Source organism: Streptomyces mutabilis (assembly GCF_014649815.1).
Classification (GTDB): domain Bacteria; phylum Actinomycetota; class Actinomycetes; order Streptomycetales; family Streptomycetaceae; genus Streptomyces; species Streptomyces mutabilis.
Genome location: NZ_BMTT01000001.1, coordinates 391,221 through 406,690, shown reverse-complemented (window position 1 = coordinate 406,690; position 15,470 = coordinate 391,221). Strand labels below are relative to the sequence as shown.

At 72.3% G+C, this 15,470-nt stretch carries 15 protein-coding genes and 1 pseudogene; 12 read left to right on the top strand and 4 right to left on the bottom strand.

What is annotated here, in order from left to right; all coding sequences use genetic code 11:
• Positions 1-4 precede the first annotated feature (4 nt).
• The 8 genes from IE142_RS01855 to IE142_RS01820 all read left to right on the top strand — a co-directional run bounded on the left by IE142_RS01855 (position 5) and on the right by IE142_RS01820 (position 10,188).
• A complete protein-coding gene (locus IE142_RS01855) occupies positions 5-1,849 on the top strand; it encodes an SCO2524 family protein (protein WP_191884075.1) in 1,845 nt (614 codons plus the stop codon).
• A 2-nt stretch (positions 1,850-1,851) separates the two neighbouring features.
• Positions 1,852-2,769 carry an SCO2523 family variant P-loop protein gene (locus tag IE142_RS01850; protein ID WP_043373128.1) on the top strand — a complete coding sequence of 306 codons (918 nt, stop codon included), beginning with the start codon at positions 1,852-1,854 and terminating at the stop codon, positions 2,767-2,769.
• Entirely contained in the window at positions 2,766-3,731 is a 966-nt protein-coding gene (locus tag IE142_RS01845; RefSeq protein ID WP_191884074.1) for an SCO2522 family protein, read from the top strand. The genes IE142_RS01850 and IE142_RS01845 overlap by 4 nt, the downstream gene beginning before the upstream one ends.
• Position 3,732: 1 nt before the next feature.
• Positions 3,733-4,719 carry an SCO2521 family protein gene (locus IE142_RS01840; protein WP_191884073.1) on the top strand — a complete coding sequence of 329 codons (987 nt, stop codon included), beginning with the start codon at positions 3,733-3,735 and terminating at the stop codon, positions 4,717-4,719.
• 82 nt (positions 4,720-4,801) lie between these two features.
• Positions 4,802-5,917, top strand: coding sequence for a hypothetical protein (locus IE142_RS01835; RefSeq protein WP_191884072.1), 1,116 nt, complete (start codon positions 4,802-4,804; stop codon positions 5,915-5,917).
• A gap of 191 nt (positions 5,918-6,108) precedes the next feature.
• On the top strand, positions 6,109-8,172 hold the full coding sequence (locus IE142_RS01830; RefSeq protein WP_191884071.1) for an MMPL family transporter: 2,064 nt from the start codon (positions 6,109-6,111) through the stop codon (positions 8,170-8,172).
• A 70-nt stretch (positions 8,173-8,242) separates the two neighbouring features.
• Positions 8,243-9,514 (top strand): sensor histidine kinase, encoded by a 1,272-nt coding sequence (locus IE142_RS01825; protein ID WP_370466240.1) that lies wholly within the window; start codon positions 8,243-8,245, stop codon positions 9,512-9,514.
• The gene (locus tag IE142_RS01820; protein WP_191884070.1) at positions 9,511-10,188 is read left to right on the top strand and encodes a response regulator transcription factor; all 678 of its coding nucleotides are present in this window, start codon (positions 9,511-9,513) and stop codon (positions 10,186-10,188) included. The genes IE142_RS01825 and IE142_RS01820 overlap by 4 nt, the downstream gene beginning before the upstream one ends.
• Here IE142_RS01820 and IE142_RS01815 read toward each other — a convergent pair.
• The 3 genes and pseudogenes from IE142_RS01815 to IE142_RS01805 all read right to left on the bottom strand — a co-directional run bounded on the left by IE142_RS01815 (position 10,176) and on the right by IE142_RS01805 (position 12,741).
• Complete coding sequence (locus IE142_RS01815; RefSeq protein WP_191884069.1) at positions 10,176-11,675, bottom strand: alpha/beta hydrolase; 1,500 nt, start codon at positions 11,673-11,675, stop codon at positions 10,176-10,178. The two genes, IE142_RS01820 and IE142_RS01815, sit on opposite strands and share 13 nt — an antisense overlap.
• A 65-nt stretch (positions 11,676-11,740) precedes the next feature.
• Positions 11,741-11,995, bottom strand: a complete 255-nt coding sequence (locus tag IE142_RS01810; RefSeq protein WP_191884068.1) for a DUF397 domain-containing protein — start codon at positions 11,993-11,995, stop codon at positions 11,741-11,743.
• Positions 11,977-12,741, bottom strand: a pseudogene (locus IE142_RS01805) (helix-turn-helix domain-containing protein). The gene IE142_RS01810 and the pseudogene IE142_RS01805 overlap by 19 nt, the downstream one beginning before the upstream one ends.
• A gap of 115 nt (positions 12,742-12,856) precedes the next feature.
• On the opposite strand from IE142_RS01805, the gene IE142_RS36265 reads away from it, so the two are divergent.
• The 4 genes from IE142_RS36265 to IE142_RS01790 are packed head-to-tail and all read left to right on the top strand — an operon-like array spanning position 12,857 to position 14,937.
• Positions 12,857-13,063 (top strand): hypothetical protein, encoded by a 207-nt coding sequence (locus IE142_RS36265; protein WP_229830118.1) that lies wholly within the window; start codon positions 12,857-12,859, stop codon positions 13,061-13,063.
• On the top strand, positions 13,060-13,281 hold the full coding sequence (locus tag IE142_RS01800) for a hypothetical protein (protein ID WP_043373148.1): 222 nt from the start codon (positions 13,060-13,062) through the stop codon (positions 13,279-13,281). The genes IE142_RS36265 and IE142_RS01800 overlap by 4 nt, the downstream gene beginning before the upstream one ends.
• Before the next feature lie 22 nt (positions 13,282-13,303).
• The gene (recO, locus tag IE142_RS01795; RefSeq protein WP_043377137.1) at positions 13,304-14,053 is read left to right on the top strand and encodes a DNA repair protein RecO; all 750 of its coding nucleotides are present in this window, start codon (positions 13,304-13,306) and stop codon (positions 14,051-14,053) included.
• Positions 14,054-14,085: 32 nt separating this feature from the next.
• Positions 14,086-14,937 (top strand): isoprenyl transferase, encoded by an 852-nt coding sequence (locus tag IE142_RS01790; RefSeq protein ID WP_043373150.1) that lies wholly within the window; start codon positions 14,086-14,088, stop codon positions 14,935-14,937.
• A gap of 58 nt (positions 14,938-14,995) precedes the next feature.
• Here the strand turns inward: IE142_RS01790 and IE142_RS01785 are convergent, their stop codons facing one another.
• Positions 14,996-15,415: a Fur family transcriptional regulator gene (locus tag IE142_RS01785; protein ID WP_043373152.1), complete on the bottom strand. Its 420-nt coding sequence runs from the start codon at positions 15,413-15,415 to the stop codon at positions 14,996-14,998.
• Positions 15,416-15,470 lie beyond the last annotated feature (55 nt).

Below are 15,470 nucleotides of genomic sequence, written 5' to 3'. Positions count from 1 at the left end.
GGGGATGCAGATCAAGCCACGCCAGCATCTGCTGGACATCTGGCAGGCCATGGCCCGTCACTCGTTCGACGACGGGAAGCTCGTCCGGGGGGACACCGACGGGCTGAGCAGCGTCGCGGACGCCGAGCGCCTGCTGTGTCTGCTGTATCCGGCGACCGAGGTCCCCGCCTTCCGGCTCGACCAGCCGGACACCACCGAACGCGACGTCCTGCGCGCCCTGGACCGGCTCGGCAGCCGCCTGGAGATCCCGCCCAACCTGATCACCGCGCTGACCCAGTTCATGCGCACCCACACCGGCACGGACGACAGCCCCACCTTCGCCGGCGGGCACTACTTCCGTCCCGCCGAACCCGACGGCCGGATCACGCACGAGCAGGGCCAGCTGGGCGTGGTCGACTCCTACTCCATGTCCGTCACGCTCTGCCTCGCCACCCTCGGCTTCCTCAAGGTCTACGAGACCACCACCACCCGCCCCGAGGTGCACCGGTCGATCGCCGAGCTGCGCGAGGCCACCAACGCCCGGCTGACCGCCGCCATGGTCAGCCTGCTGCGCTCCTTCACCGTCAACGTCTTCGACGCCGAGTCCGAACAGGGCAGGAGACTGATCCAGGTCGTCGGACAGGGCAGGCAGTCCGACCGGGCCGTCCTCCAGCAGTTCTCCCGCCGCTTACGCCCCCTGCGCGCCACCATCATCGAGAGTCTCTCCCGCGGCATCGAGGTCGACGAGGGCATCCGCGACGAGAGCCAGCTCTTCGAGTGCGGCTGGGCCTGGGGCATCGTCCAGGACGCCCCCGAGATCACCGACCTGGACGTCCCGGTCCGCGGCCAGCCCGCCGGGATCGCCGACCGCCTGCCCTACGTGTACTTCACCGTCGTCGCCCTCGACGGCATCCAGGACCTGTTCTCCGACCGCACCCTCACCCTCGGGCTGCTCGACGCCGACCAGCAGAAGCTCGCCGAGGCACTACGCCTGCGCTGGGAGCTCAGCCAGCAGTACTGGTCGGCGATCGCCCGCTTCGGCACCGAGCGCTGGCCCCTGGAGGACCTGCCCTGGCAGACCACGGGCCTGCGCCTTGAGTCCGAGTACTTCTCCCTCACCGTCGCCGCCATCCTCGTCCACGACCTGGTACGCCGGAAGGCCACCGACGACGACCTCACCCGCACCGTCGCCGTCATGGAACGCCTCGCCGACCGCGGCCGGGTCACCAGCCGGATGACGAGGAACGACCCCACCATCGCCCTGCACAACCCCGGCGTCACCATGCCGCTGGCCGGCAGCGACCGCACCGGCGGGCTGCTGCTGTGGCGGATGACGGACTTCTCCGCCCAGCTCCTCAAGCGGATCATCCAGCTCGCCGAACTCTCCCGGAACATCGGCGCGCAGGACCGGCTGCTGCGTCTCGCCGAGCAGGCCTTCGAACACCTGTGGAACCGGCGGATCGACGACGAGGACGGCGCCGGCCTCTGGGACAACGTCCAGGCCGTGTACCCCGAGGCGCACCACGCCGAACTGCGCATGTCGTGGAGCATCACCGAGCGCGTCACCGAATGCCTCGTCGCCGCCCGCAACCTCTACGAGCAGCAGCCCATCCGCAGCCCCGAACTCGCCGAGCTGGCCCGCGAACTGCTCAGCGAGGCCACCCACCTGTTCGGCAAGGAACAGCTGGAGGCGTCCGCCGCCGCCGACGGCAGCAGAGCCCGGGCCATGCGCAGCATCGAGAACCGCCTCGACCACGCCCGCAGCCTGGTCGACGACCGGCCCGCCACCGCCTTCGCCCTGGCCCTGCCCGTCCTCCAGGAACTCGACACTCTGGCCCAGGCCAGGGGCGCCGCCGCACAGGAGGTGTGAGCGTGCTCGTCTTCGCCGCCTCCGACAAAGGAGGCACCGGGCGCTCGGTGACCAGCGCCAACCTGGCGTACCAGCGCGCCCTCACCGGCGACCACGTGGCCTACGTGGACTTCGACTTCGGCTCGCCCACCGCCGCCGCCGTCTTCGACGTGCCCGGCGCGATGCGCGGCACCGAGGAACGCGGCCTGCACTCCTACCTGGAGGGCGAGGTCGCCGAGCCCGCCCGGATCGACGTCTGGCGGCAGACCGAACACCCCCTGCTGCGCGCCCGCCCCAACCAGTCCGGCCGCCTCGTCCTGTTCCCCGGTGACGCGGGCGGCGGCGAGTTCGCCATCGGCGAGGAATCCCTCCAGCGCTGCATCGACCTGTTGCTGCGGCTCAACGGAGAGTTCGACGTCACCGTCGTCGACCTCAGCGCCGGCCGCAGCTACGCCGTCGACATGGTGCTCGCGGCCACCGCCCACCCCCGGATGCGCAACGTCCCCTTCCGCTGGCTCGTCTTCCACCGCTGGACCCGGCAGCACGTCATCGCCGCCTCCGGGCTCGTCCACGCCGACCACGGCATCATCGGCGGCGGCGTCGAACGCGGCCACGACAAGGAGGCGCTGGAGGCCGCGATCCGCTTCGTGCGGGCCGCCGTACCCGACCCCGAGTCGCCGCTGTGGTCCCAGGGCTCACCCGCCCAGGCCGCCTGGATGCAGGCCTGCGACGAGGCGCTGCGCCGGCTCGCGGCCGAACACGCCATCGGCGACAGCGTGGTCCTCGGCATCGTGCCGCTGGAGCCCATACTCCAGTGGCGCGAGCAGCTGATCACCGAGGAGGACGTCCTCGCCACCCAGATCGCCAACAAGGAGACCCTGGAGGCACTGGAGGAGATCGCCCGGCGCCTGACGGACGACGCGCACTGGGGGCGGCCGTGACGGACGCAGTCTTCCGCGAGACCGCCGCCGAGCCGCGCAACCGGTCGGTGCCGCTGGCCCACCTCTCCCTGGAGCTGGGCCACCTCTACATGGAGGACTTCGAGGCCGGCCCGGAACGCCTGCGCAGCCACTTCGCCGAAGTACGCCCCTGGGCGGAGGCGGCCCGCGCCGCCGCCGCCGCCCGCACCGGCGGCACACGCGCCCGGATCAGCACCTGCTTCCTCATCGACGACTACTTCACCCGCTTCTCCACCCCCGCCGAGGTCGTCCCCATGCTCCTCGCGCAGGCCGAGCGGGCCGGGCTGAGCGTCGACTACCTGGCCCGCGAGTCCGGCTGCGCCGTCACCGGGAAGGTGCCCGTCGCCGAGGCGGTCGCCGGACGCATCGTGGAGTCACCGCCGCCCGGCAGCTACGGCCTGCGCCCGCCCGCCGCGCAGACCGGCTGGCTGGCCAACGGCGAGCGCAGCCCCGTCGCCCGCGCCCCGCAGGCCATGAAACGGGCCGTCGAGTGGCAGCCGCCCAAGGAGACCGCCGCCCGCCGCCACTCCGTCTTCCTCGACGTCGAACTGTGGAGCGACGACGCCGACGGGCACCGCACCTGGTCCTGCCCCTTCCTGGCCGCCGTCTGGCAGCTCGCCCGCCTCGGCCTGCTGCGCAACGAGGGCGAGGCCGTCCTCGTACCGCAACCGCACACCACCGCCGGCTTCCCCGACGACTGGGACGAACTGCCCTCGCTGCTCCGGCTCAACGACCGCGCCGACCCGTTCGCCGCCTACCGGACCTGCTCGGTCCTGCCCACCCGCTTCCTCCCGGTCGAACACGCCGTCCGCGTGATCCTCGACCAGATCGAGGTCGACCCCGGCGCCCTGGAACAGGTCGCCGAACGCTCCGGCCGCGAACGCACGCCCGTCCCCGACTCGGTCGCCGACCGCGTCTCCTACGTCTACTACCCGGGGCTCTGACATGGCGCCGCGCGAGAGCACACGCACACCGCGCGCCGTACTCGCCTGCGGTGAGATCCGCACCTGCCTGCTGCCCGCCCGGCAGGCCCTCGACATCCGGGCCGCCGCTCAACTCCTGGCCCTGCGCGCCGACGAACGGGCCCTGACCTCCGAACGCCCCGGCCTCTACGCGCGTTCCTCCGACACCCTCACCGGCGTCGACTGCCCGCTGCCCAGCGCCAACGGTGCCCGCGTCCGCGCGGTCGGCACCGTCGCCGCACGGGCCGCGCTCACCGAGGGCCGCGTCCTGCAGACCTCCGCCCGCTTCCACCTGCCCGCCACCGGCCCCGACCGGCGCCGGCCGTGGGGCGAGTACCTCGTACGGCCCGGCGTGGTCGAGCCGCTCGGGAAACTGCCGCACGAGGCGGTCGCCCAGGGCGTCCTCGGCGGCGGACGCACCGGCGACCTCGACGCCGGACTGATCGCCGAGGGCCTGCTCACCCGGCTGCTGCGCCACCCCCTGCTCGACCAGCGCCCGCCCTTCCGCTCCCGCCCCACCCGGCTGCGCTGGGCCGCGCTGCCCGCGGCGCCGGGCGAGGGATTCCGCCTCGAACGCTTCACCCTCGCCGAGGACGAACTGCGCACCGTCCGCCTCCGGGTGCCCGAGGACACCCCCGCCGCCGGTCTCGCCGCCCTCTGCGAGGACCTCGCCCTGCACGACTGGCTGCTCACCACCGTCGTCCGCATGCTCGACGGCGTCCGCCTGGGCACCGGCGCCGCCCGGGACACCGGCGCCGTCGTCCGGACCCTGCGCCCGGCCGTCGACCACCTGCTGCACCTGTGGATGCCACGCGCCCGGGTGAGCCCGGAACTGGCCGCGCTGTGGGACCCGCTGGAGGAACGCCCCGGCTTCACCCGGCAGTGGCGGACCCTGGTGCAGCGCATCCGCGACCAGCTCACCCTGCACGCCATTCCCACACCTCACCAGGAGGTGGAACCGGTCCCCTGACCGGGCGCCGGCGCCTCCCACGCACATCCCCGCACCTCGATCGACCCGATCCGACGCGTATCCCAACGGGGGGAGAAGCGAGATGAGCACGGCACAGTCACCCCGCCCCGACGACACGAACCACCCGCCCGGCCCGGCCGCCCTGAAAGGGGAGTCGCCCTGGGCACGCATGCTGCTGATCGCCCTGGTCGTCGGCGCCCTCTTCTGGAGCGTCACGGCACTGCTGAGCCCCGACGACGGAACACTGCGGCAGTTAGCGGCCGCCGTGCTCTGCGCCGGCGCCGCGCTGCTCGTCCAGTACGTCATCGGCCTGACCCCGCGCCCGGGGCACGCCCGGCTGGAGGAGCACACCCGCCGGGTGGAGAACGCGCTGGCCGAGAACACCGCCGCCGTCCGGGAGGGGTTGAACCGCTACGACGACGAGCTGAAGACCGGCCTGACCCGGCACACCGAGGACGTGAAGCAGCTGGTCGAGACCCATGTCACCCGGGTCGACCACGGCGCCGCCGAGGCCCGGCCCCAGATGGACCCGGTCCGCATCGACAGCGTGCCCGACCTCGCCAAGGGCTTCGCCGACGTCCTGCTCCCGGAACCCTCGATCCTGCACACCTTCGTCCACCTGGAGATGGCGCGGGTCGTCGGCCACATGGCGGACCTCACCAACCTGAACGCCGAGTGCCCCGGCGAGAACCACGACTGGATGCTCACCCTCACCCGCGCCGCCGAGCACTCCATCTGCGCCACCAGCACCTCCGTCGACCGGGAGTTCTGGAACAGCGAGCCCGCCGGCCGTTATCTCGACGCCCAGCAGCAGGCGATCGACGAACAGGGCTTGACGGTGCGCCGGCTCTTCCTCCTGGAGAGCGCCCGCGAGCTCGACGACCGGCTGCTGCGCCTGTGTGAGGAACAGGAACTGCGACGGATCGACGTACGCGCCGCCGTCCTGCCCGAACTGCCCCCGCACCTCCAGCGCGGCACCACCAACGACTTCATCCTCTACGACGAGGCGGTGTCCTTCGAGATCGAGCAGGACCTGCGCGACGTCAACGTCCGCACCCGGCTCACCGCCCGCCAGGACTACGTCCGGGACCGGCTCAAACGCTTCCGGGAACTGTGGGACGCGGGCATGGGCCTGCGCGAGCTGGAGGTACGGGTCGACGCCGAGGAGGACGGCAACTGGATGGTCGACCGGGCCTGACCGGCCGCCCGCCTAATCCCCGGGGAGTAAGAGCGCCCGGCTGTCACCCGGGGCAGTACCCGGCAACTCGCCCCCGGGCCCGACGCGACGGCGCTCCGCCGCCGGAAGTCTGGAGACACCGAACCAGACTTCCGACCGGAGGAGACCGTCCCATGGGGGCTGCAAGGACACGCGGGGGGACAGACGGAGGGATGCGCTCCGGGCGGCGCCGGGCCGTGCCCTGGCTGGTGCTCGGCCTGTGGGTCGCCGTACTGGCGATCGCCGCGCCGTTCGCGTCGCAACTGTCCGACGTGCAGCGCGACCGCGCCGTCGACTACCTGCCGGCGAGCGCCGACTCGACCCAGGTGGCGAAGATCCAGGACCGGCTGCCCGGCGGCGAGGCCACCGAGATGGTCGTCGTCTACCACCGCGACACCGGACTGACCGCCGCCGACAAGGCCACCGCCGCCGACCAGATCGCCGGGATCGCGTCCGCGCACCCGCTCACCGACCGCCCCTCCGGCATCCCGTCCGAGGACGGCACCACCCTCATGTACCCGGTCGCCAGCACCGAACCCGGCCAGGACGAGGAGGCGCGCGACGCACTCGTGGGCGCCGTTCGGGAGATCGCCGAGGGCGGCGACGGGCTGAGCGTCGACGTCGGCGGCGCGGGCGCCCTCGCCACCGACGCGGGCGAGGTCTACAACTCCCTCGACGGCCCGCTCCTCTACACCACGGCCGCCGTCGTCGCCCTCCTCCTGATCCTCATCTACCGCAGCCCCTTCCTCTGGCTGGTCCCGCTCGCCGTCGCCGGAATGGCCGACTACCTCTCCATGGGCGTCGCCTACGGCCTCAACCAGTGGTTCGGCACCTCGGTCTCCGGTCAGAGCACCGGCATCATGACCATCCTCGTCTTCGGCGTCGGCACCGACTACGCGCTGCTGCTGGTCTCCCGCTACCGCGAGGAGCTGCGCCGCATCGAACGCCCCCGCGACGCCATGCTCGCCGCCCTGCGCGGCTGCGGCCCCGCCGTCCTCGCCTCCTCCGGCACCGTCGCCGCCGGCCTGCTCTGCCTGCTCGCCGCCGACCTCAACTCCAGCCGTGGCATGGGCCCGCTCGGCACCGTCGGCGTGCTCTGCGCGCTGGCCGCCATGCTCACCCTGCTCCCCGCGATCCTGGTCCTGCTGGGCCGCCGCGTCTTCTGGCCCCTCGTACCCCGCTACGGCAGCACGCCCAAGGCCCGCAAGTCGCTCTTCACGGCGATGGGCGGCTCCGCCGAACGACGCCCCCGCGCGGTCCTGGTGGGCGGCGCCCTCCTGCTCGGCGCACTCGCCCTCGGCTCCCTCAACCTCCCCGGCACCCTCAAGCAGGAGGACTCCTTCACCTCCAAGCCCGAGGCGATCGCCGCCATGGAAACCCTCGCCGCCGCCTACCCGGAGCGCGGCACCCAGCCCATCACCGTCATCACCCCGACCGACGGTGCCGACGCCGCCCTCGCCGAGGCCCGCGACACACGGGGTGTGGTGAGCGCCGAGCGGGGCCGCAGCGGCGACGGATGGACCGAGCTGACCCTCCTGGCCTCCGCCCCGCCCCAGTCGGCCGCCGAGACCGCCACCATCGAGGACCTGCGCGACCGCCTCGACGGCTCCTACGTCGGCGGCCCCAGCGCCCAGCAGATCGACCTGGAGGACACCAACGCCCGGGACACCGTCATCGTCGTCCCGCTGGTGCTGCTGTCGGTCCTGCTGATCCTCGTCGTCCTGCTCCGCTCCCTGGTCGCCCCGCTGATCCTGGTCACCGCCGTGGTCGCCGTGTGGGGTGCGGCCCTCGGTATCGGCGGCCTGGTCTTCGGTCCGCTCTTCGGCTTCGAGGGCACCGATCCGGGCCTCGGCCTGCTGTCCTTCGTCTTCCTGGTGGCCCTGGGCGTCGACTACGGCATCTTCCTGATGCACCGGATGCGCGAGGAGTCCCTGCACGGCGCCGAACCGACGCGGGCCGCGCTCACCGCACTGCGCACCACGGGCGGCGTCATCGCCTCCGCCGGGCTGGTCCTCGCGGCCACCTTCGCGGTGCTCACCAGCATGCCGATGGTGCAACTCGTCGAGCTGGGCTTCGTCATCGCCGTCGGCGTCCTCCTCGACACCTTCCTCGTCCGCACCTACCTGGTCACCAGCGCGAGCGTCGCCCTGCGCCGCCGGCTGTGGTGGCCGGGCCGCCTCTCCCGGGGACCCGAGGAGCCGGCACCGGCCGGTGAACGGGAGCCCGTCGGTGTCTGAGCCGGCACCCCCCGACCGGAGTGCGCCCCTCCTCTCCCGGAGGGGCGCGCCCGTCGCGGAGGATGGGCGGGTGCAGGCAATTACCCCCACCCCTCCGCCGGGGCCCGGACCCCGCCTCGGCGAGCGGATCATGGCCGCGATCAACCGCGACCCGTCGGCCGCCCCGCACGCCGACCGCAACGACACCGTCCTCGCCGCGGTCCTCTTCACCGCGGCGGCCTGCATCGCCCTGCTCGCCGACGAGGGCCGTCGCCCCGACGCCCTGGGCTGGGCCCTCCTGCTCGCCGGCCACGCGCCGCTGGCACGGCGCAGGCGCCGCCCCATGCTGAAGTTCTGCCTGGTGGCCGCCCCGGTCGCCGCCTACCACGCCCTCGACCACAACCACTCCGCGCCCGTCCCCGCGACCATGGTGGCGCTCTACACCATCGCCACGACCGGCACCGTGCGCCGCACCCTGGCCACCGGCGGCACCGTCATCGGGGTGGGGCTGGTCATGAACGCCCTCACCAACCCCGAGGGCACGATCGAGCTGCTCCGGATCACCGGCTGGGTCGTCGCCGTCCTGTTCTGCGGCATCGACGTCCGCTACTACCGCCAGTACGTCGCCTCCATCGTCGAACGCGCCGAACGCGCCGAACGCACCCGCGAGGAGGAGGCCCGGCGCCGCGTCGCCGAGGAACGCCTGCGCGTCGCCCGGGACCTGCACGACCTGCTCGCGCACAGCATCACCCTGATCGGCGTGCAGACCTCCGTCGCCGCCCACGTCCTGACCGCCGACCCCGAGCGCCTGGACCGCGCCGCCGTCGCCAAGGCCCTCGACGACATCGCCGAGACCTGCCGGTCGGCGCGCGGCGAACTGCGCACCACCCTGGAGGTCCTGCGTGCCCAGGACACTCCCGACGCCCGAGGCGCGCTGCCCGGCCTGCACGGCCTGCCCGACCTGGCGGAGGCGGCGCGCCTGGCCGGAGCGAGGGTGGACCTGTCGGTACGGGCCGACGACGTCCCGCCCGCGGTCGGCGCCGCCGCCTACCGCATCGTGCAGGAGGCGCTGACCAACGCCGTACGCCACGCGGGACCCGAACCGTCCGTCCAGGTCGAGGTGTGCGCCGAGCGGGGCGCCCTGCGCCTGTCCGTCACCGACGACGGCACCGGCCATGACCCGGCCGGCACCCCGGGATTCGGTCTGGTCGGGATGCGCGAGCGGGCCCGCAGCGTCGGTGGCACACTCGACGCCGGGCCGCGCGGGACGGGCACCGGCTTCGAGGTGACGGCCGTACTGCCGACACCCCCCACACCCATGCCGACGACCACGACGACGATCACCGCGGAGAGAGCCGGATGACCATACGCGTACTGCTCGCGGACGACCAGAACCTCGTCCGAGCCGCGTTCGCCCTGCTCGTCGCGTCGGCCCCCGACATGGAGGTGGTCGGCGAGGCGGGCACCGGCCGCCAGGCCGTCGAACTGGCCCGTACCGAACGCGCCGACCTGGTCGTCATGGACATCCGCATGCCCGACCTCGACGGCATCGAGGCGACCCGGCTCGTCGCGGCCGACGAGGACCTGGCGGGCGTGAAGGTACTCGTCCTCACCACCTACGACACGGACGAGAACATCGTGGAGGCCCTGCGCGCGGGCGCCTCCGGCTTCCTGGTCAAGGACACGAGACCCGCCGACCTCCTCGACGCCATCCGCACGGTGACGGCGGGTGACGCGCTCCTGTCACCCGGCCCGACGGCCCGCCTGATCGAACGCTTCCTGCGCTGCCCTGCGACGCCCGTGGGGGGCGGTGACGGCCCCGACTGCCTGTCCGACCGCGAACGGCAGGTCCTCACCCTGGTCGCCCGGGGCCTCAACAACACCGAGATCGCCGACGCCCTGGGCCTGAGCCCCCTCACCGCCAAGACCCACGTCAGCCGCATCATGGGCAAGCTGGGCACCCGGGACCGGGCCCAACTGGTCATCGTGGCGTACGAGTCGGGCCTGGTGACACCCGGCACCGGTCAGCGGCAGTAGAGGTCCGAGTCCGGACGGTCCCCGGTCGCCAGGAAGCGGGAGACGACGCGGTCGCCGCAGGCGTTGCCGTTGGCGAGGTAGGCGTCGTGGCCGGTGGAGTCCACGGTGACCATGACCGCGCGGCGCCCGAGCGCATCCCGCATCTTCAACGCGCCGGTGAGCGGGGTGGCGACGTCCCGCTCGTTCTGCACCAGCAGGACGTTGGACGGGCCGTGGTCGGTGATCCGCACCGGCGCCTCACGCGGCGGGTACGGCCAGGAGGCGCAGAGCATCGCGTTGCGGGGCATGCCGGCGGTGAGCGGGTACTTGGCGCGGCTCTCGGCGACGCCCTTCTCGTACACGGCCTGGGACTCGGGCCACGCCACGTCGTTGCACAGTGTCCCTGCGCCGACGCCTGCGACGTTCTGCAGCACTTCCTCGGGCGGCGCCTCGGGCGCGGGCGGCACGGTGCCCTGCCGGGCGGCCCGCATCAGCTGGGCGAGCGCCGGGTAGCGGCCGGGCCGGTAGAGGCCGTCCAGCAACGCCTGGCGCAGCACGTTGCCGTTCAGCTCCTCCGGATTGGCGCCGGGCCACGGGATCGGCTCACGGTCGAGCCGCGCGGCGAGCCGCAGGAACATCGGCCGGACATCGGCGGCCCGGCGCGCCAGGCGGTCCGGGTTGCCCGGCCTCGAGGCCCATGCGGCGAAGTGCGGGAAGGTGTCCTCGACGCCCTGCTCGTGCCCGGCGAGCCAGGCCCGGTTGACGCGGTCGGGGTCGGGGTTGTCGACGCTGTCCAGCACGATGCGATCGGTGCGGTGGGGGAAGAGCTGCGAGTAGACCGCGCCGACGTACGTCCCGTACGAGACACCCCACGCGGAGATCTTCCGCTCGCCGAGCGCGGCCCGGATGCGGTCGATGTCGCGGGCCTCGTTGGCGGTGCTGAGGTGCTTGATCAGTTCACCACCGTTGCGTGCGCACGAGTCGGCCATACGGCGGGCGGTGGCCATGTTCCCGTCCACCGAGCCGTCGGGAGCGGGCCAGGGGCGGAGCTTTGAGGTGGCGAGGTCGCCGTACTCCAGCCCGCAGGAGACGGGGGAGGACGGTGCGAGCCCGCGCGGGGCGAACCCGATGAGGTCGTGGGTGTCGCGGACGCCCTGCGGCAGTTTCTGCCCCTTCCCCGACGGGTCGTTCAGGCTGGAGCCGCCCGGCCCGCCGGCGATGAGCAGCAGGGCGCCGCGCCGGGCGTCCGGATCCTCGGCGGGGATGCGCGAGACGGTGATGTCGATCCGTGGGCTGTCGGGGTCGGAGTGATCCACGGGGACCTGGAGGGCGGCGCACTGCTGACGGGGGTCGACGGTGGCGCCCTCGCAGGCGGTCCAGGACAGGGGCTCGGTCCCGGGCGGGCCGCCGGTGGCCGCGGAGGCGGTCACGGGCGCGGTGGCGGCGAGGAGGGCGGTGGACACGCCGACGAGGGCGGCGTTACGGAGGATGCGCGTGCGCTGCGTCATGCGACGAGCCTCGCGGATGCGCGGGGGGCTCCCCATCCGGACAACGCCCCGAAACGCCGGGGGGCTTACCCCAGTGTGCGGCTCAGGGTCGCCGCAGGCGTCGGCCCTGGGGCCGCCTGCTGGTGGAGTGCCCCGACGGTACGTACGAACTCCGTCCAGGCCACCGACCCGACGACGACCACCGGCCCACCGGCCACCTTGCTGTCCCGGACGGGCACGACGCCGGGGACTCCGTCGGCCACTTCGACGCAGTTGTCTCCGTCACCGTTGCTGTAGGTGCTCTTCGTCCAGCGGGCGTTGCTCAAGTCGAACGCGCGCATCGTCTGAAGGCCTCCGCCGCCGATTCGATCAGGGCCAGGGACGCCTCCGGCGACAGTGCGGCGGCCCTGAGCAGATCGTATGTGCGCTGCGCGTGCATCACCACGGCCGGATCGTCGATGAGTGTGCCCGAATACTCCGTCTCCGTACATGCCACCGGCGGGGCCTCTTCGAAGTCCATGAGCTTCAACATCCCGCCCATGGCCGCATGCGCCCCTGCGTCGTACGGGAGCACTGTCACCACCGCAGTGCGGTCACGCATCAGCCGTGCGATGTGACCCGACTGCGCCGCCATGGCCTGCGGACCGCCCACGCCAATCCGCAGCACGTTCTCATGCAAGGTCACCCAATACTCGGGCCGTGCAGCGTCGTCGAGGATGAGCGATCGCTCCGAGCGGGCGGTGACGATCTCGTCGACGTAGGAGTCCGGCTCGAACGGATTCGCGGCGATCGTGACCGCTCGTGCGTACTCCTTCGTCTGCAGCAGGCCCGGAACAACCGTCGGCGCGAACTCGCAGATCCGCGTATCGCGGATCGTCAATCAACTTCCGGCACAACCGCCCTCGTCAATCCTCTGCGCCACGTCCAACTGCGGCTTACGAATAGCCTGTTCGAACCGCCCGATGTAGCCCCCCGACACGAAAACCCGAGCCCCGAGCTCGACTTGGGTGATTCCCGCATCCTCGCGCCGCCGTTTCAGTTCCGTTCCGAAGAACTCCCACGCCGCCTGCCGTGAACCATTGGCCATAACCAACCCCTGCGCGCGGAACCCCACTTGTAGTGCGCATATTCCCGCCGAGTGTAGTCATCGCACGGCATTCTGGAGGCGCGAAGAGTGAAACCGTAAAGCGGAGGGGAACACGGTGGAGGCACCACACTCGGCGCTCTGCGTCGAAGAAGCGGAGGACACGGTGAAAGAATTGCGCGCGGCGCTCGCGGAGGCCGGAATTACTCTTCCCTCCCTCGGGCTCGACCCGGTGAGTCTTGCGCGGGAGGCACCCTGTCCCCTCGTCGAATTGGGCCGGTGTTCCGTCGGGACCGCGCGGCGCCTCGCGGCGGTGCTGCGATGACCTACCCCCCGCCCGTCGGCACCTACGCCATCGACATCCGCACCGGGCGCGTCGGCCTCGTCATGGGGCACGAGGGCCCGTACGTCCAGATGCGGCCGTACGGCGGTGGCCGGGAGTGGGACGCCGAGCCGGGTGACGTACGCCACGCCACCCCGGCGGAGCGCCTCAGCGCGGCGACGGCCTACACCAATGCCAGAAGCCGGGGCGAGGTGCCCTGACGCATGCGCGAGAATGGACGGCATGAGTCTGTTCCGCGACGACGGCATCGTGCTGCGCACCCAGAAGCTGGGTGAGGCGGACCGGATCATCACGTTGCTCACACGCGGTCACGGACGCGTACGCGCCGTGGCGCGCGGAGTGCGGCGGACGAAGTCGAAGTTCGGGGCGCGGCTGGAGCCGTTCTCGCACGTCGACGTGCAGTTCTTCTCGAAGGGGAGCGAGCTGGTCGGACGCGGGCTGCCGCTGTGCACGCAGAGCGAGACCATCGCGCCGTACGGCGGTGGCATCGTGACCGACTACGCCCGGTACACCGCCGGGACGGCCATGCTGGAGACGGCCGAGCGGTTCACCGACCACGAGGGCGAGCCGGCGGTGCAGCAGTACCTGCTGCTGGTCGGCGGGCTGCGGACCCTCGCCCGGGGCGAGCACGCGCCGAACCTCGTGCTGGACGCCTTCCTGCTGCGCTCGCTTGCCGTGAACGGGTACGCCCCGACCTTCGGGGACTGCGCGAAGTGCGGGATGCCCGGTCCGAACCGGTTCTTCTCGGTCGGATCGGGCGGTTCCGTCTGCGCCGACTGCCGGGTGCCCGGCAGCGTCGTACCCTCGCCGCAGGCCCTGGAACTGCTCGGGGCGCTGCTCACGGGAGACTGGGGGACCGCGGACGCGTGCGAGCCGCGGTACGTCCGGGAGGGGAGCGGGCTGGTCTCCGCCTACCTGCACTGGCACCTGGAGCGCGGCCTGCGCTCCCTGCGGTACGTAGAGAAAACCTGAAGCCGAAGTCACCTGAAGGAGACGAGAGACACATGGCGGTACGCGGATTCCTGGGGCGTCAGCGCCGGGAGTACAGGACGCCGGAGCCGCACCCGTCCGGCGCGCGGCCTCCTAAGCTCGGTGAGCTGGTTCCGGAGCATGTGGCGATCGTCATGGACGGCAACGGGCGCTGGGCCAAGGAACGCGGGCTGCCGCGCACCGAGGGGCACAAGGTCGGGGCCGAGCGGGTGCTCGACGTGCTCCAGGGCGGCATCGAGATGGGCGTGAAGAACATCTCCCTGTACGCCTTCTCCACCGAGAACTGGAAGCGGTCGCCGGACGAGGTGCGCTTCCTGATGAACTTCAACCGGGACTTCATCCGCAAGACCCGCGACCAGCTCGACGAGCTGGGGATCCGCGTGCGCTGGGTCGGGCGGATGCCGAAGCTGTGGAAGTCGGTCGCCAAGGAGCTCCAGGTCGCCCAGGAGCAGACCAAGGACAACGACCTGCTCACGCTGTACTTCTGCATGAACTACGGCGGGCGGGCCGAGATCGCCGACGCGGCGCAGGCCCTCGCCGAGGACGTGCGGGCCGGGCGGCTCGACCCGTCGAAGGTGAACGAGAAGACGCTCGCCAAGTACCTGTACTACCCGGACATGCCGGACGTGGACCTGTTCCTGCGGCCGAGCGGGGAGCAGCGCACGTCGAACTACCTGCTGTGGCAGAGCGCCTATGCCGAGATGGTCTTCCAGGACGTGCTCTGGCCCGACTTCGACCGGCGCGATCTGTGGCGGGCCTGCCTGGAGTTCGCCTCGCGGGACCGGCGGTTCGGCGGCGCGATCCCCAACGAGGAACTCCTCGCCATGGAGGGCCGGACGGAAGGCTCCAGCCCGTCCGGAGTTTGACGACGAGGCCGTTCAGGCCGGCAACAGGGGCCCGGGGCAAAGCCCCGGCCCCATCGGCTCAGCCGCCGGTGGCACCCGCGCAGTCCGCGCACGTGCCGAAGATCTCCACGGTGTGCGCCACGTTGACGTAGCCGTGCTCGGCGGCGATGGCCTCCGCCCACTTCTCCACGGCCGGTCCCTCGACCTCCACCGCCTTGCCGCAGGTGCGGCAGACCAGGTGGTGGTGGTGGTCGTCGGTGGAGCAGCGGCGGTAGACGGACTCGCCGTCGGCGGTGCGCAGGACGTCGACCTCGCCGGCGTCGGCGAGGGACTGCAGGGTGCGGTAGACGGTGGTGAGACCGACCGAGTCGCCCTTGTGCTTGAGCATGTCGTGGAGCTCCTGCGCGCTGCGGAACTCCTCGACCTCCTGGAGGGCCGCCGACACGGCGGCCCGCTGCCGGGTGGCGCGGCCCTTCACGGGCGGTCCAGCGGTCGTCACCGGATTCCTCCTCACGTCTGCGGCTTGCCGGGCCATTGTGCCAGCCCGGCCCGCC

Excerpts from the sequence above, each read along its gene's own strand:
- IE142_RS01855 (WP_191884075.1), top strand. The coding sequence starts at position 5 with ATGCAGATCAAGCCACGCCAGCATCTGCTGGACATCTGGCAGGCCATG.
- IE142_RS01840 (WP_191884073.1), top strand. The coding sequence starts at position 3,733 with ATGGCGCCGCGCGAGAGCACACGCACACCGCGCGCCGTACTCGCCTGC.
- IE142_RS01835 (WP_191884072.1), top strand. The coding sequence starts at position 4,802 with ATGAGCACGGCACAGTCACCCCGCCCCGACGACACGAACCACCCGCCC.
- IE142_RS01830 (WP_191884071.1), top strand. The coding sequence starts at position 6,109 with ATGCGCTCCGGGCGGCGCCGGGCCGTGCCCTGGCTGGTGCTCGGCCTG.
- IE142_RS01820 (WP_191884070.1), top strand. The coding sequence starts at position 9,511 with ATGACCATACGCGTACTGCTCGCGGACGACCAGAACCTCGTCCGAGCC.
- IE142_RS01815 (WP_191884069.1), bottom strand. The coding sequence starts at position 11,675 with ATGACGCAGCGCACGCGCATCCTCCGTAACGCCGCCCTCGTCGGCGTG.
- IE142_RS01810 (WP_191884068.1), bottom strand. The coding sequence starts at position 11,995 with ATGCGCGCGTTCGACTTGAGCAACGCCCGCTGGACGAAGAGCACCTAC.
- IE142_RS01800 (WP_043373148.1), top strand. The coding sequence starts at position 13,060 with ATGACCTACCCCCCGCCCGTCGGCACCTACGCCATCGACATCCGCACC.
- recO (WP_043377137.1), top strand. The coding sequence starts at position 13,304 with ATGAGTCTGTTCCGCGACGACGGCATCGTGCTGCGCACCCAGAAGCTG.
- IE142_RS01790 (WP_043373150.1), top strand. The coding sequence starts at position 14,086 with ATGGCGGTACGCGGATTCCTGGGGCGTCAGCGCCGGGAGTACAGGACG.